Source organism: Caulobacter sp. GW821-FHT10A10, assembly GCF_059415745.1.
Map to the genome: position 1 here is coordinate 209,574 of NZ_JBWKNV010000002.1, position 15,027 is coordinate 224,600.

The window sequence follows — 15,027 nt, forward strand, 5'->3', positions numbered from 1 at the left end:
GGGCGGCTCCTTTCGGGGCCGCCCTTCGTCGTTTTCGACGGTCGAACCGGTCTTAGACCAGGGTCGGGTCGATGGTCTTGCAGGCTTCCATCAGGCCCTTCACCGACTCGACCGACTTGGCGAACATCGCCTTTTCGGCGTCGTTGGTTTCGAACTCGATGATCTTTTCAGCGCCGCCGGCGCCGATGACGACCGGCACGCCGACATAGAGGTCCGACAGGCCGTATTCGCCGTTCAGGAAGGTGGCGCACGGCAGGACGCGCTTCTTGTCCTTCAGGTAGCTGGTGGCCATGGCGATGGCGCTTTCAGCCGGAGCGTAGAAGGCCGAGCCGGTCTTCAGCAGGGCGACGATCTCGCCGCCGCCCTTGCGGGTGCGCTCGACGATGGCGTCCAGTTCTTCCTGGGTCAGGAAGCCGGCCTTCACGGCGTCCGGCAGCGGCAGGCCGCCCACGGTCGAGTGACGGACCATCGGGACCATGTCGTCGCCGTGGCCGCCCAGGGTCCAGGCGTGGATGTCTTCGACCGACACGCCGGTCTTTTCGGCCAGGAAGTAGGCGAAGCGCGCCGAGTCCAGGACGCCGGCCATGCCGATGACCTTTTCCTTCGGCAGGCCCGAGAACTGCTGCAGGGCCCAGACCATCGCGTCGAGCGGGTTGGTGATGCAGATGACGAAGGCGTTCGGGGCGTGGGCCTTGATGCCTTCGCCGACGGCCTTCATGACCTTCAGGTTGATGCCCAGCAGGTCGTCGCGGCTCATGCCCGGCTTGCGCGGCACGCCGGCGGTCACGATGCAGACGTCGGCGCCGGCGATGTCGGCGTAGTCGTTGGCGCCCTTCAGGGCCACGTCCTTGCCGAACACGGCCGAGGCTTCGGCGATGTCGAGCGCCTTGCCCTGCGGGGTGCCTTCGGCGATGTCGAACAGGATCACGTCGCCCAGCTCTTCGCGAGCGGCGATGTGGGCCAGGGTGCCGCCGATCATGCCGGCGCCGATAAGGGCGATCTTCGCGCGAGCCATGGGGTCTCCATCAGGCTGTGGACAGGAAATGTCGGGGCGCGGTCTACGCCCCTAGCGGCTCAGTCTCAAGCCCCCTTTCCCGTTTCGCTGCGCTGCGGCAAAACGATCACAACAACGACAAGGAGAGGCGCCGTGAGCAAGACCGATCCGGGACGGTTTTTCGAGGACTTCAGGCTTGGCCAGGTGCTGGTCCACGCGACGCCGCGCACGGTGACGGCGGGCGACGTCGCTCTCTATACGGCCTTGTACGGAACCCGGTTCGCGCTGTTCTCGTCGGAGGCGTTCGCCAAGGACTGCGGCTTTCGAGCCGGCGGCGCGATCGACCCGCTGATCGCCTTCCATGTGGTGTTCGGCAAGACGGTGCCCGACATCAGCCTGAACGCCGTGGCCAATCTGGGCTACGCCGAGGGGCGGTTCCACCAGGCCATCTGGGACGGCATGACCCTCAGCGCCCGGTCCGAGGTGATCGGGCTGAAGGAGAACTCCAACCGCAAGACCGGCGTGGTCTATGTGCGCACGACCGGCCTGGACGAGTTCGGCGTGCCGGTGCTGAGCTATGTGCGCTGGGTGATGGTGCGCAAGCGCGACCCCGAGGCCCCGGTCGGCGACCAGCATGTTCCGCGGCTGGCCGAGGCGGTGGCGGCCGACCAGCTGATCGTGCCGGAGGGGCTCGATTTCTCGCGCTACAGCTTCACCCTGGCCGGCGCCCCGCACGCCTTCGAGGACTACGCGGTCGGCGAGAAGATCGACCATGTCGACGGCATGGCGGTGGAGGAGGCCGAAGCCCAGATGGCCACGCGGCTGTGGCAGAACACGGCCAAGGTGCACTTCAACCAGTTCGAGCGGAGCAAGGACCCGTCGGGCCGGCGCCTGGTCTATGGCGGGGTGGTGATCTCGACCGCCAAGGCCCTGTCGTTCAACGGCCTGCAGAACGCCGGGTTGATCCTGGGGATCAACGGCGGCCGGCACGTGGCGCCGTTCTTCGCCGGCGCGACGGTGTTCGCCTGGAGCGAGGTGCTCGACAAGGCGGATCTCGGAAACGTCGGCGCTCTGCGGCTGCGGCTGGTGGCGACCAAGGACAAGCCCTGTACGGATTTCCCCGACAAGGACGCCGAGGGGGTCTATGACCCGGCCGTGATCCTCGACTTCGACTATTGGGCGGCGGTTCCGAAACGTGGCTGACTTTTCCCTGCATCCGGCCTTTCCGGCCAGCTCCCACGCGGTCGGCGAGCTGCCGCTCTGCCACGTGCGGCTGCACGACGACGCCCGCTATCCGTGGCTGGTGCTGATCCCCCGCGCCGACGGCCTCGTGGAGATCGAGGACCTGTCGCCGGAGGGCCGCGTCGCCCTGACCGAGGAGATCGTCGCCCTCGGCGCGGCCGTGCGGGCCGTGGCGGCGGTGCTGGGTCTTGCGGTCGACAAGCTGAACGTCGGCGCTCTGGGCAATGTCACCCCGCAGCTGCACGTCCACGTGCTGGGCCGCCGCGACAGCGATCCGGCCTGGCCGGGGCCGGTGTGGGGGCACAGCGCGGGGGTCGCTTATCCGGAAGACGTGCGGGCGACGGCGATCGCGGCGGCGCGCGGAGCTTTGGGGATCTAGCCCAAACCTATAAACGTCCGTCATTCCCGCCCTTGTGGCGGGAACCCCTCTGTCAGCCGCAAGGGCGGATGGGGCGGATCGCTGGCGATCCGCTTGCGCCTCACGTGGAAGCGGAACCAGGGGTTCTCGCCACAAGGGCGAGAATGACGGGAGGATGGGCGTGGGCTTGTGACTATCTCAGCAGGCTCGCCACGCCCAGGCCCGCCGCGAAGGCCAGGGCCGTGGCGGCGGCGCCGGCCAGGAACCACGGCCAGGCCGGGCGCTTCTCGACGATCACCGTCGGCGCGGCCGGCGGTTGTTCGGCGTAGCGGGCCATGGCGCGCAGGGCGCGGACGGCCTCGTCGGCCAGTTCCTTCATGCGGGCTACGGGCGACAGCTCGCGGGCGATCCAGCGGCTGACGACGGGATTGGCGGCGGCCCACAGGTCGTGGGCCGGGTCGATGCGGCGGGCCACGCCCTCGACCGTGACCATGGTCTTCTGCAGCAGCACCAGTTCGGGCCGCAGGGCCATCTCGAACAGGGCGGTGATCTCGAACAGCTGGGCCAGCAGCCGGCCCATCGACACGTCGCGGGCCTCGCGGCCGAACACCGGCTCGCCAACGGCGCGCAGGGCCTGGGCGAAGGCGTCCATGTCCTGGTGGGCGGGCACGTAGCCGGCGTCGAAATGCACCTTGGCCACCCGCGTGTAGTCGCGGCGCAGGAAGCCGTAGAGGATCTCGGCCAGATACTTGCGCTCGGCCGGACCCAGGCGTCCGACGATGCCGTAGTCGACGGCGGTGATGGCGGCCGGGGCGCTGACGAAGAGATTGCCCTCGTGCAGGTCGGCGTGGAACAGGCCGTGGTCCAAAGCCTGGGCCAGGAAGCCGCGGGTGACGTTCTCGGCCAGGGCCTTGCGGTCCAGGCCTTCCTGCTCCAGCGCCTTGGGATCCGACAGCGGCACGCCTTGCGCCCAGGCCAGGGTCAGCACCCGCTTGCCGACGCCGTCCCAGACGACGGCCGGGGCGCGCATGTGGACGTCCTGGGCCATGGCCTCGCCGAGTTCGGCCGCGCCGGCCGCCTCGAAGCGCAGGTCCATCTCCAGGTCGAGCGCCCGGATCACCACCTCGACGAACTCGCGCGGGCGCAGGCGGCGGGCGGCGGGAACCAGGCGGTGCGACAGGTCGGCGGCTAGGCGCAAGGTCTCGCTGTCCTGCGCCACGCGGCGCTCGATACCGGGACGCAGCACCTTCACGGCGACCTTGGCGCCGTCGTGCAGGGTCGCCTCGTGGGCCTGGGCTAGAGAGGCGGCGCCGACCGCCTCGCCGAAGGTGGCGTAGAGGCTGTCGATGGAGCGACCGAGGTTGCGCTCGATCTCGGCGCGGGCGATCGGCGTCGGGAACGGCGGCAGCCGGTCCTTCAGGTGCGACAGGTCCTCGGCGAAGGTCGCGCCGAAGATGTCGGCCCGGGTCGACAGGAACTGGCCCATCTTGATGGCGACCGGGCCCTGGCCTTCCAGCACGCGGGCCAGGCGCTCGCCCGGACGGCCCTGGCGGCTCTTGCCGCCGGCGAACAGGCGCAGGAACCGGCCGGCCAGCCGCGCGGCCGGCGGCAGCAGCGGCTCGACCTCGCGCGGAACCAGGGCGTCGGCGCGCACCAGGCGCCAGCCGGCGCCGATCAGGCGCAAGAAGGCGGCGGCGCGGTTCATGCGGCGAAGGCCTTCGGGGCGAACAGGCGGACGGCGGGCGAAAAGGTCATGCTCAGGCCTGAAAGCCTGCTCCGCGCCCGCGGGTCAAGGGCGGTGTGCCTTAGAGCGCGTCGAGCGATGCCGACGGCTCGACAATCGCTCGTCGTTCTGGCCCTTTCGCCCGGCGTGCATACGGGGGGTGGCATGTCGGACGATTGGGATTTCTATCAGCTGCAGATCGACGGCAATCTGGGCTCGATCTTTGTCGACCTGGGGATCGCGCAGGAGGCTCCGCTGCGGGATCGCCCGCGGGCCGCATATCTGCGCCTCTTCATGCGCGCGCCGCGCTCGGATGGCCTCTCGAGCCAGGAGGAATACGACGCCCTGATCGCCATGGAGGACGCCGCTGTCGCCGCCGCCGAGGCCGTCGGCTGGCTCCATGTCGGCCGCAGTACGTCGGACGGGATGCGGGACTTCTTCTTCTACGGCCAGGACGACCAGGCCTTCCAAGCCGCGATGACCGACGTCATGGCCGGCTTCGACGGTTATCGGGCCAGCATCGGCCAGCGGGACGATCCCGACTGGAGCAGCTATTTTGACTTCCTCTATCCGTCCGAGCGCTCGTGGCGGACGATCAGCAATCGGCGCCTGCGGGAGGCGCTGGCCGACCAAGGCGATGAGGACGCGATCCCGCGCGAGATCGACCACTTCGCGCTTTTCCCTGACCTGGCCGGGGCCGAGGCCTTCATCGCGGCGATTGCCGGCAAGGGCTTTACGATCCTGCCGCCCGAGGCGCAGGACGAGGTCGGCGTCAGCTTCAGCCGGTCGGGCCGGCCTAGCGAGATGGACGAGGTCTGTCTGGACCTCGTCGACGCCGCCAAGGCGGCCGGCGGCCGCTATGACGGCTGGGGGTGCGAGGTTCAGGCCGGTTAGGCGCCTGATCTCAGAGCGCCCAGCCCTGGTGCAGGGCCGCCACGCCGCCGGTGAAGTTGGTGTAGGTGGCCCGCTTGAAGCCGGCCGCCTCGATCATCGACAGGAAGGTCTTCTGGTCGGGGAAGCGGCGGATGCTCTCGACCAGGTACTGGTAGGCGTCGCGGTCCTTGGCGACCCACTCGCCGACCTGCGGGATGACCTTGAAGCTGTAGGCGTCATAGGCCTTGGCGAGGGCTTCGGTCGCGGGGCGCGAGAACTCCAGGCACAGGAAGCGGCCGCCGGGCTTGAGCACCCGGCGCGCCTCGCGCAGGGCCGCGTCGATGTCGGTGACGTTGCGGATGCCGAACGAGATGACATAGGCGTCGGCATAGGCGTCGGGCAGCGGCAGGCGCTGAGCGTCGCCCACGGTCCAGGTGATCTCGGGCTCGCCGCCCTTTTCGATCCCGGCCATGATCATTTCGGCGTTGTAGTCGACGATATTGATGGTCGCGTCCGGACCGCCGCGGCGCTGCTGGGCGCTGCGAGCCATCTTGGCGAAGCGACGGGCCATGTCGCCGGTGCCGCCCGCGCAGTCGATGATGATCTCGCCCGGCTGCGGGTTGAGGCGGGCTGCGACCGCGTCCTTCCAGAGCCGGTGCACGCCGCCGCTCATCAGGTCGTTCATCAGGTCGTAGTTCTTGGCGACGCGGTCGAAGACCCCGCGCACCAGGCCCGCCTTCAGGGCGGGATCGACGTCCTTGAATCCGAAAGTGGCGGAGGGCTTGCTCATGACGTCTACGGGTCGGGCTCTCTATATGATCTTCGCCTATTAGACCGCGCCTTGCGTCGCGTCACCGTCTTAAGGAGCCGTCTTGCCCGAACTGCCCGAAGTCGAGACCGTCCGCCGGGGTCTGGAGCCCGTCCTGTCCGGGGCGCGCCTGATCCGCGTGCGCGCCAACCGTCCCGACCTGCGCTTTCCCCTGCCCGAGGGCTTCGTCCAGCGGCTGACGGGGGCCAAGATCCTGCGGCTGGACCGGCGGGCCAAGTACCTGCTCGCCCCGCTGGACCGTGGCGACACCCTGGTGATGCATCTGGGGATGACCGGCAGGTTCGAGATCGCCGCGCCGGAAGGGGCCGTACGGCCCGGGGACTTCGCCCGAGAGGTCAAGCCCGACGACAAGCACGCCCATGTGGTCTTCGAAACCGAGGAGGGCGCGACGGTCACCTATTACGACCCGCGCCGGTTCGGCTTCATGGACCTGATCGCCACCGACCGCGTCGATCGCCACCCGTGGTTCGCGACCATGGGGCCCGAGCCCCTGTCCCAGGCCTTCGACGCCAAGACGCTGGTCAAGGCCTTCGGCGGTCGCAAGCAGGGACCCAAGACCCTGCTGCTCGACCAGAAGACCGTGGCGGGCCTGGGCAACATCTATGTCTGCGAGGCCCTGCACCGTTCGGGCATCTCGCCGTTCAAGCCGTCGGGCCAGATCGCCGGCAAGCGGCTGGGGCCGCTGACCACGGCGATCAAGGAGGTGCTGGCCGAGGCCGTCGAGGTCGGCGGTTCGTCGCTGAAGGACTTCGCGGCCGCCGACGGGGCGCTGGGTTATTTCCAGCATCGCTTCCGGGTCTACGACCGCGAGGGCGAGCCGTGCCCGACCCCCGGCTGCAAGGGCGTGATCGCCCGCGAGGTGCAGGCGGGGCGTTCGACCTTCTTCTGCCCCGTTTGTCAGAAATGACCCTGACCGCGCCTTGCTGAGCTGAGGCGCGGCTTTCCGGTTGGGTTCGATGTTCCGCTCGCTTCTCGTCGCCCTGGCCGCGTTGATGGCCACGCCGGCCCTCGCCGAACCGGCGATGTGGACGGTGCGTGACGCGGATTCCGAGATCGTGCTGTTCGGCTCGATGCACGTGCTGCCCAAGGACCTGGACTGGAAGCCGCCGGCCCTGGACGCGGCGCTGTCGAAGGCCGACGACCTGTGGTTCGAACTGCCGATGGACGCCGCCGCCGATCAGCGGATGCAGGCCCTGGCCGGCGCCTATGGTCTGCTGCCGCCCGGTCAGACCCTGACCTCGCGCCTCAAGCCTCGGGCCGCCGCCCGCCTGCGCAAGCTGGCCGAGCGCTTCTCCGTGCCGATGAGCGAGCTGGAGCGCCTGCAGCCCTGGATGGCCGAGGTGCGGCTGACCACGGCCGCCTTCGCCCAGGACCAGGGCCTGGCCGAGGACGGGGTCGAGCGGCGGCTGCAGGCGGCCGCGCCGCCGACCGTCGTGCGCAAGGCCTTCGAGACTCCCGACCAGCAGATGGCCCTGTTCGCCGGCGCTTCGCAGGCCGACCAGGTCAGGACCCTGAACGCCACGGTCAAACAGCTGGAAAAGGATCCCGGCGCCTATCGCCGGCTGGTGGCCGCATGGTCGAAGGGCGACCAGAAGGCGCTCGAGCGCGCCGTCGTCGGCGGAATGCGGAAATCTTCGCCCGCCCTCTATCGCCGTTTCATCGTCGAGCGTAACGCACGGTGGATGGACGCCCTGCAAGCGCGCCTGGCCGGGTCCGGCCGGACGGTGGTGGTGGTCGGCGCCGGGCACCTCTTGGGTCCCGACGGCCTGCCCGCTCGCCTGCGCGCGCTGGGCTATGACGTACAAGGGCCGCGATAGACGGCCAGGACTTGAGGAAGGACGGCCGATGGCCTTTGAGACCCTGATCGTCGAACGCCCCGAAACCGCGCCCGGCGTGGCGCTGATCCGCCTGAACCGGCCCGAGGCCCTGAACGCCCTCAACAGCGTGCTGCTGACCGAGCTTGGCCAGGCGCTGGCGGACGCCCAGAACAACGACGGCGTCGGCTGCATCGTGCTGACCGGCTCACCGAAGGCCTTCGCCGCCGGGGCCGACATCAAGGAGATGTCGGAGAAGTCCTACGCCGAGATGTTCAAGGCCGACTTCTTCACCCCCCAGGCCCGGGCGATCGAGACCATCCGCAAGCCGATCATCGCCGCGGTGGCCGGCTACGCCCTGGGCGGCGGCTGCGAGCTGGCGATGATCTGCGACTTCATCCTGGCCGCCGACACGGCCAAGTTCGGCCAGCCGGAGATCAATCTCGGCGTCGCCCCCGGCATCGGCGGCACCCAGCGCCTGACCCGCTTCGTCGGCAAGTCCAAGGCCATGGACATGATCCTGACCGGCCGGATGATGGACGCCGCCGAGGCTGAGCGCTCGGGCCTGGTCTCGCGGGTCTTCCCCGCCGACCAACTGGTCGACGAGGCCCTGAAGGTCGCCGCCAAGATCGCGTCCCAGTCGCCGCTGGCCGTGGCGATGAACAAGGAACTGGTCAACGCCGCCTACGAGACGACCCTGACCACCGGCGTGGCGCTGGAGCGCCGCCTCTTCCACTCGCTGTTCGCCTTCGACGACCAGAAGGAAGGGATGGCGGCCTTCGTCGAGAAGCGCAAACCGGCGTTCAAGGGTTCGTGAAGCTGAGCCGTGGCCGCGCGGTGAAGAATCCCCATGTGGATGGATTGACCCGATCCCGGGGTTCCCGTATATCCGCGCGCTCTTGATTTTTCCTGCTTCGCGGCCGCCCGCGTGGCTGTCCGTTTGAAGGTCCAACTCATGGCCAATAATCCCGGCGCCAAGAAAGCGATCCGCAAGATCGCCCGTCGCACCGAAGTGAACACCGCTCGCCGTTCGCGCGTGCGCACCTTCCTGCGCAAGTTCGAAGACGCCCTGGCCGCCGGCGACGTCGCCGTCGCCAAGGCCGCCTTCATCGAGGCGCAATCGGAGCTGATGCGCGCCGTTTCGAAGGGCGTCGTCCACCCGAACACCGGCTCGCGGAAGGTCTCGCGCCTGGCCGCCCGCCTGAAGAAGCTGGACAAGGCCGCCGCCTAAGTCCAGATCGCGAGCGAACGCCGTTCGTTCAGCGAAATCAAAGACTTGTAAGAGCCGATCGGGGCAACTCGGTCGGCTTTTGCTTTGTCTATGTATCCCTATACCTGCCTCTCAGGTCGTCGAACGAAACTCTCCAAAACGGCATTCCCTTGACGAGCGAGGAGGTCTCGCGAGTCAACAGAAATATCCGCGATCGGACGCAAGTTTTCCGTTTGACCGGCCGGGGCCGGTGGCTAGTTTAAGCGTCTCAACGCTCTCCCAGTCTTTGACGACAGCGGCGGCGGCGAACACCATGCGTTCGCCGGTTAAGCCCCTGTGTGTCTTCAATAATTGTGGGGGCAGTGTTTGAGCACGGTCGTGCGCCATGGGGGGCTTGCGACCGGCAATCTGTAATTGTGTGTATGCAGGCGCGAGGCGGTGAACTGATGTCGATCAAGGTCGGGGCGGCCAGTCAGGAATTGTCGGCTGCGTATGCCGCTGTCACGCGCGAGCCTGCCGGCATCGTCTGGAACAAGGTCTGTGTCTCGCTGAAGCGCGAGTTGGGCGACGCCGCCTTCGGCTCGTGGATCGCGCCCGCCGTGCTGCGTGAAACCCAGGGCGGCGACGTCGTCCTGGTGACCCCCACCGGCATCGCCCGCGACTGGATCCGTCGCAGCGCCTGGCGCCGCATCGGCGAGCTGTGGGCCGCCGGCGACGCCGTGGGCCGTCGCCTGGACCTGAAGTCGCGCCTCGAATTCGAAGCCTCGGCCGACGCCGCCTCGGCCACCGCCGGCGCCGTCTATGTCGAAGCCAAGGCCCAGCCGATCGAGATCGTGCTGCCGGTCTCCAGCGACGTCCCCGCCGCGCCCGCCCCGGCCGCCGGCAAGACCTCGCCGGTCCAGGGCCTGCAGGAACGCTTCACCTTCGACACCTTCGTCCCCGGTCCGGCCAACGAATTCGCCCACGCCGTGGCGCGCCGCGTCGCCAGCTGGGCCGACGGCCACTTCAACCCGGTGCTGTTCCACGGCCCCTACGGCTTCGGCAAGACGCACCTGCTGAACGCCCTGGCCTGGGAAGCCATGCGCAACGCGCCCAACAAGCGCGTCGTGTACCTGACCGCCGAGCGCTTCCTGTCGACCTTCGTCCGCGCGGTGATGGATCGCCAGACCACGGCCTTCAAGGACGAGCTGCGCGGCGCCGACCTGCTGATCATCGACGACGTGCACTTCATCGCCGGCAAGCAGTCGAGCCAGGAAGAGCTGTTCCACACCCTGACCGCCCTCGTCGAGGACGGCCGCCGGGTGGTGTTCTCGGCCGACCGTCCGCCCTCGGCCATGACCGAGATGGACGCCCGCCTGCGCTCGCACCTGTCGGCGGGCCTGGTCTGCGGCCTGGAGCCGGCCGACCGTTCGCTGCGCCTGGGCATCCTGGAGCGCAAGATCGAGGCGCTGGGCCGCGCCCAGGGCTTCGTCGGCGCCGTGCGCCCCGAAGTGCTGCAGTTCCTGGCCGACCGTTTCACCGACAGCGTCCGCGAGCTGGAAGGCGCGCTGAACACCCTGACGGCCCGCGCCGGCGAGCGCCTGCCGCGCCTGACGCTGGACGAAGTCCAGGCGATCCTGCGCCCGCACCTGCGTGGCGGCGAGAAGCGGATCACCATCGACGACATCCAGAAGGCGACGTCCGAGCACTACGGCATGAAGCAGGCCGACCTGCTCAGCGAGCGCCGCAACCGCGCCATCGCCCGTCCGCGCCAAGCGGCCATGTGGCTGGCCAAGCAGCTGACCACCCGCTCGCTGCCGGACATCGGCCGTCGGTTCGGCGGTCGCGACCACACCACCGTCCTGCACGCCGTGCGCCGCATCGAGGCCCTGCGCCAGGAAGACGCCGTGCTCAGCCAGGACCTGGAGACCATCACCCGCAAGCTGCGCGGCTGATCGGACTTCCGACGTCGAGATGAAGAGGCCGCTCCGAAAGGGGCGGCCTTTTTCGTTTGGGCGTCAGGCGGCGACCGTCATAACCATGGTGCTCACCGATGGGTGGGGGACTGGGCGGGGGACTGAAATGAAACGGATAGCCTGGCTCCTGCTGCTGGTGGCGATCGCCGGGTGCTCGCCGCCCTATGCGAACCCGCACGCGGGCAAGCCTGTGGCGCGGGACGAGATCAGGCGTTCGATGGCGCAGGTGAATCCTGGCAACGCCCGGGCTGACGCTGCCAAGGCGCTCGGCCACGGAGACCATCACCTGCTGGGCGTCTATGGCTACAGCGCCCTGGTTCCCGGCGTCGATGACCCCGCAACCGCTGGCAGGCCGGTTCTTTTCATCGAGGACACCGGCGACCAGATCCGTGACTTCGGGCATGCACGGTTCAACAAGAAGGCCGCCGCCTACGCCCTGGTCTACAATCAGGAACTGCTCAGGGCCGAGAACTAGCCCGCCCGCGCCCGCCTGAGCGTCAGGTTGATCCTTCCCCCGCCTGGCACGAGCCGGGAGCTCCCCGGCAGGATCCGGTCCACGCCGTGGAAGGCCAGCCGCGCGGGGCCCGACAGCCGGCAGACGTCGCCCGAGGCCAGCCGCACCGAGCGGGTCGGGTCCTTGCGGTTTGTCCCGCCGATGCGGAACACCGCCGTGTCGCCCAGCGAGATCGACAGCACCGGAAAGCGCGGGTCGGCCTCGTCGCGGTCCTGGTGCAGGCCCATGCGGGCCTCGGGGCCGTAGAGGTTCACCAGGCAGGCGTCGGGCGGGACCTCGGGGTCGCCCAGCCGCGCCCAGAGATCGAGCAGGGCCTGGGGGATCTGCGGCCAGGGCGCGCCCGTGCCGGGATGGCGGTCGGCGTAGCGGTAGCCGGCCGCGTCGCTGGTCCAGCCCAGGGGGCCGAGGCTGGTCATGGCCACGCTCATCGCCTTGCCGTAGGGCGTGGCGTAGTTGGCCGGCGGGGCGATCTGGACGGCCGCCAGCACGGTCTCGACCAGGGCGGCCTGCTCGCTCGGCGACAGCAGGCCGGGCCAGAGATCGAAGCCGGGAACGAGGCTGACGGGGTTCATCATTACGCGGAATTAATGCCGCCCGGCGGCCGGATGGGTGTTGGTTTCGCGCCAAGCGGCCGCTGGCCGCACGATCGTTGCATACCAGGGCCGTACATGCGTCGTCTTCTGTCCACCGCCGCGGCGGTCGCGCTGCTTTTCGCTTCCGAGGCCGCCCTGGCGGCGACGGTTCAAGTCGGGACCAAGGGCGCGACGCCCGCCACGGTCACCACCCAGCTGCCGCGCAACGCCCATCCGATCCACTACGACCTCTCGTTCACGCCCGACGCGCAGAAGATGAGCTTCACCGCCTCGGTGAAGATCGCCGTCGAGGTGACGCAGCCGACCCATACCCTGACCCTGCAGGCGGCCGACCTGACCTTCGCCAAGGCCGCCATCGACGGCAAGCCGGCGACCGTCAAGGTCGACGACGAAGCCCAGACCGTGACCTTCACCCTGGCCGCGCCCCTGGCCAAGGGCGCGCACGTGCTGACCGCCGACTACGCCGGCAAGATCTACACCCAGGCCGCGGGCCTGTTCGCGCTCGACTACGACACCGAGGAGGGCTCCAAGCGCGCCCTCTACACCCAGTTCGAGAACTCCGACGCCCGCCGGTTCATCCCCTCGTGGGACGAGCCGTTCCACAAGGCCACGTTCAGCGTCGAGGCGATCATCCCGACCGGCCAGATGGCCCTGGGCAACATGCCGGTGGCCAAGAGCGTCGACCTGGGCGGCGGCAAGACCCGCGTGACCTTCGCCACCTCGCCGAAGATGTCGACCTACCTGCTGTTCTTCGGCCTGGGCGAGTTCGATCGCGCCAGCGTCAAGACCGCCGGCGTCGACATCGGCGTGGTCACCAAGAAGGGCGACCTGCCCAAGGCCAAGTTCGCCCTGGAGTCCGCCGGCCCGCTGGTGGCCTGGTACAACGACTATTTCGGCGTCGACTATCCACTGCCGGTGCTCGACCACATCGCCGCTCCCGGCCGCAGCCAGTTCTTCAGCGCCATGGAGAACTGGGGGGCGATCTTCTATTTCGAATACGCCCTGCTGATGGATCCGGCGATCTCGACCCAGCGCGACGCCCAGAACATCTACACCACCGTCGCCCACGAGACCGCCCACCAGTGGTTCGGCAACCTGGTGACCATGGCCTGGTGGGACGACCTGTGGCTCAACGAGGGCTTCGCCTCGTGGATGGAGGGCCGGGCCACCGAGAAGTTCCATCCCGAATGGAACTCGCAGCTGGGCGCGGTGGCCGGGCGTGAGTACGCCATGAACCTCGACGGCCTGTCCTCCACCCACCCGGTGGTGCAGCACGTCGAGACGGTGGAGCAGGCCAGCCAGGCCTTCGACGGCATCACTTACCAGAAGGGCGAGGCGGTGATCCGCATGCTCGAGGGCTATGTCGGCGAGGACGCCTGGCGCAGCGGCGTGCGCGCCTACATCAAGGCCCACGCCTACGGCAACACGGTCAGCGACGACCTGTGGAAGGCGGTCGAAGCCTCGGCCGGCAAGCCGATCACCGCCATCGCCCACGACTTCACCCTGCAGCCGGGCGTGCCGCTGATCCGCGTCGAGGGCGGCGCCTGCCAGGCCGGCAAGCAGGTGCTGACCCTTACCCAGGGCGAGTACAGCAAGGACTTCCCGAACAAGACGCCGCTGGCCTGGCGCGTGCCGGTCAACGCCAAGGCGCTGGACGGGGCCAGCGTCGCCAAGACCGTGGTCGAGGGCGGCAAGGCCAGCCTGACGGTCGAGGGCTGCGGCCCGGTCGTCGTCAACGCCGGCCAGAGCGGCTACTACCGCGTCCTCTACGCGCCGGCCCGCTTCCAGGCCCTGGCGGCCAATTTCGGCAAGCTGCCGGCCATCGACCAGCTGGGCCTGCTGTCCGACGCCTGGGCCATGGGCACGGCGGGCCAGCAGGGCGCGGCCGACGCCCTGGACCTGATCGCCGCCACGCCGGCCGACGCCGACCCGCAGGTGCTGTCCAAGGTCGCCTCCGTGCTGTCGGCCATCGACGGCTACTACCAGGGCCAGCCCGAGCGAGCGGCCTTCCGCAAACTGGCGATCGCCCGTCTGGCGCCGATGCTGGACCGCGTGGGCTGGACGCCCAAGGCCGGCGAGCCCGATCCCGTCGCCATCCTGCGCGGCGACCTGATCGCCACCCTGGGCGAGCTGGGCGACCCGGCGGTGGTCGCCGAGGCGCAGCGGCGCTTCGCCGCCGACACGACCGATCCGTCGGCGATCCCCGGCCCGCTGCGCAAGGCGATCCTCGGCGTCGTGGCGGTCAACGCCGACGCGGCGACCTGGGACGCCATCCACGCCCGGGCGGCTGCCGAGAAGACCCCGCTGGTCCGCGCCCAGCTCTACAGCCTGCTGGCCTCGGCCCGCGACGAGGCCCTGGCCCGCAAGGCGCTGGATCTGGCCCTGACCGCCGAGCCGGGCGAGACCAACGCCTCGAGCATGATCTCGGGCGTGGCCGGCCGCCATCCGGATCTGGCCTTCGACTTCGCCGCCGCCCACAAGGACGCGGTCAACGACAAGGTCGACAACGGCGCCCGCACCCGCTTCATCCCCAGCCTCGCCACCGCTTCCGGCAAGCCGGAGACGGCCGCCAAGCTGAAGGCCTGGGCGGCGGCGAACCTGGCCGAAGGCTCGCGCAAGGAGGCCGACAAGGCGATCGCGGCCATCGAATATCGGGCGAAAGTGCGCGCCGAGCGCCTGCCGGCGATCACCGCCTGGGTCGCCAAGGCCGGCTGATCGGGCCTTTGAAAGCCTCGCCGCAGCGTCGACAGCCCGACGCTGCGGCCTTCTGTCTTGCAGATTCCCCTTCTTTCCCTGCGGGAATGGGGTTGCGGGTCGCTGCGTATCCCCCATATCGGGCATCGAAGCGGGGTTGACGGGCTCGTCAACTTCGATTGAACCCTCTCCTTTCGCCCGTTCGCGGGCGGCAGGATTTTGGATCAA

At 69.2% G+C, this 15,027-nt stretch carries 14 protein-coding genes; 10 read left to right on the forward strand and 4 right to left on the reverse strand.

Translation table 11 applies throughout. The features are described from left to right. Positions 1–52: 52 nt before the first annotated feature. On the reverse strand, positions 53–1,015 hold the full coding sequence (gene mdh / locus AC07NS_RS05870) for a malate dehydrogenase (RefSeq protein WP_058347105.1): 963 nt from the start codon (positions 1,013–1,015) through the stop codon (positions 53–55). Positions 1,016–1,147: 132 nt separating this feature from the next. Between mdh and AC07NS_RS05875 the strand changes: the two genes are divergently transcribed. Together AC07NS_RS05875 and AC07NS_RS05880 are read left to right on the forward strand one after the other, a co-directional pair. Next, positions 1,148–2,197, forward strand: coding sequence for a MaoC family dehydratase (locus AC07NS_RS05875; RefSeq protein ID WP_494602136.1), 1,050 nt, complete (start codon positions 1,148–1,150; stop codon positions 2,195–2,197). Continuing rightward, the gene (locus AC07NS_RS05880; protein ID WP_494602138.1) at positions 2,190–2,615 is read left to right on the forward strand and encodes an HIT domain-containing protein; all 426 of its coding nucleotides are present in this window, start codon (positions 2,190–2,192) and stop codon (positions 2,613–2,615) included. Before AC07NS_RS05875 ends, AC07NS_RS05880 begins: the two co-directional genes overlap by 8 nt. A 172-nt stretch (positions 2,616–2,787) precedes the next feature. On the opposite strand, the gene ubiB is transcribed toward AC07NS_RS05880, so the two are convergent. After that, the gene (ubiB, locus tag AC07NS_RS05885) at positions 2,788–4,299 is read right to left on the reverse strand and encodes a 2-polyprenylphenol 6-hydroxylase (protein WP_494602140.1); all 1,512 of its coding nucleotides are present in this window, start codon (positions 4,297–4,299) and stop codon (positions 2,788–2,790) included. 183 nt (positions 4,300–4,482) lie between these two features. Between ubiB and AC07NS_RS05890 the strand changes: the two genes are divergently transcribed. Then, positions 4,483–5,211: a DUF695 domain-containing protein gene (locus tag AC07NS_RS05890; RefSeq protein WP_494602141.1), complete on the forward strand. Its 729-nt coding sequence runs from the start codon at positions 4,483–4,485 to the stop codon at positions 5,209–5,211. A 10-nt stretch (positions 5,212–5,221) separates the two neighbouring features. Here the strand turns inward: AC07NS_RS05890 and AC07NS_RS05895 are convergent, their stop codons facing one another. Further along, entirely contained in the window at positions 5,222–5,980 is a 759-nt protein-coding gene (locus AC07NS_RS05895; protein ID WP_494602143.1) for a class I SAM-dependent methyltransferase, read from the reverse strand. An 82-nt stretch (positions 5,981–6,062) separates the two neighbouring features. Here AC07NS_RS05895 and mutM point away from each other — a divergent pair, with 82 nt between their 5' ends. The 6 genes from mutM (at position 6,063) to AC07NS_RS05925 (ending at position 11,473) form a co-directional block, all read left to right on the forward strand. After that, entirely contained in the window at positions 6,063–6,926 is an 864-nt protein-coding gene (gene mutM / locus AC07NS_RS05900; RefSeq protein ID WP_494602145.1) for a bifunctional DNA-formamidopyrimidine glycosylase/DNA-(apurinic or apyrimidinic site) lyase, read from the forward strand. A gap of 49 nt (positions 6,927–6,975) precedes the next feature. Further along, entirely contained in the window at positions 6,976–7,836 is an 861-nt protein-coding gene (locus AC07NS_RS05905; RefSeq protein WP_494602146.1) for a TraB/GumN family protein, read from the forward strand. A gap of 28 nt (positions 7,837–7,864) precedes the next feature. Further along, a complete protein-coding gene (locus tag AC07NS_RS05910) occupies positions 7,865–8,650 on the forward strand; it encodes an enoyl-CoA hydratase (protein ID WP_494602147.1) in 786 nt (261 codons plus the stop codon). A gap of 138 nt (positions 8,651–8,788) precedes the next feature. Next, on the forward strand, positions 8,789–9,064 hold the full coding sequence (rpsT, locus tag AC07NS_RS05915; RefSeq protein WP_494602149.1) for a 30S ribosomal protein S20: 276 nt from the start codon (positions 8,789–8,791) through the stop codon (positions 9,062–9,064). A gap of 425 nt (positions 9,065–9,489) precedes the next feature. Then, entirely contained in the window at positions 9,490–10,977 is a 1,488-nt protein-coding gene (dnaA, locus tag AC07NS_RS05920; RefSeq protein ID WP_494602150.1) for a chromosomal replication initiator protein DnaA, read from the forward strand. A 127-nt stretch (positions 10,978–11,104) separates the two neighbouring features. Then, a complete protein-coding gene (locus tag AC07NS_RS05925) occupies positions 11,105–11,473 on the forward strand; it encodes a hypothetical protein (protein ID WP_494602152.1) in 369 nt (122 codons plus the stop codon). On the opposite strand, the gene AC07NS_RS05930 is transcribed toward AC07NS_RS05925, so the two are convergent. Further along, positions 11,470–12,087, reverse strand: coding sequence for an alpha-ketoglutarate-dependent dioxygenase AlkB (locus AC07NS_RS05930; protein ID WP_494602154.1), 618 nt, complete (start codon positions 12,085–12,087; stop codon positions 11,470–11,472). The genes AC07NS_RS05925 and AC07NS_RS05930 overlap by 4 nt on opposite strands. 93 nt (positions 12,088–12,180) lie before the next feature. On the opposite strand from AC07NS_RS05930, the gene AC07NS_RS05935 reads away from it, so the two are divergent. Beyond that, positions 12,181–14,820 (forward strand): M1 family metallopeptidase, encoded by a 2,640-nt coding sequence (locus tag AC07NS_RS05935; protein WP_494602156.1) that lies wholly within the window; start codon positions 12,181–12,183, stop codon positions 14,818–14,820. The last annotated feature ends 207 nt before the right edge of the window (positions 14,821–15,027 follow it).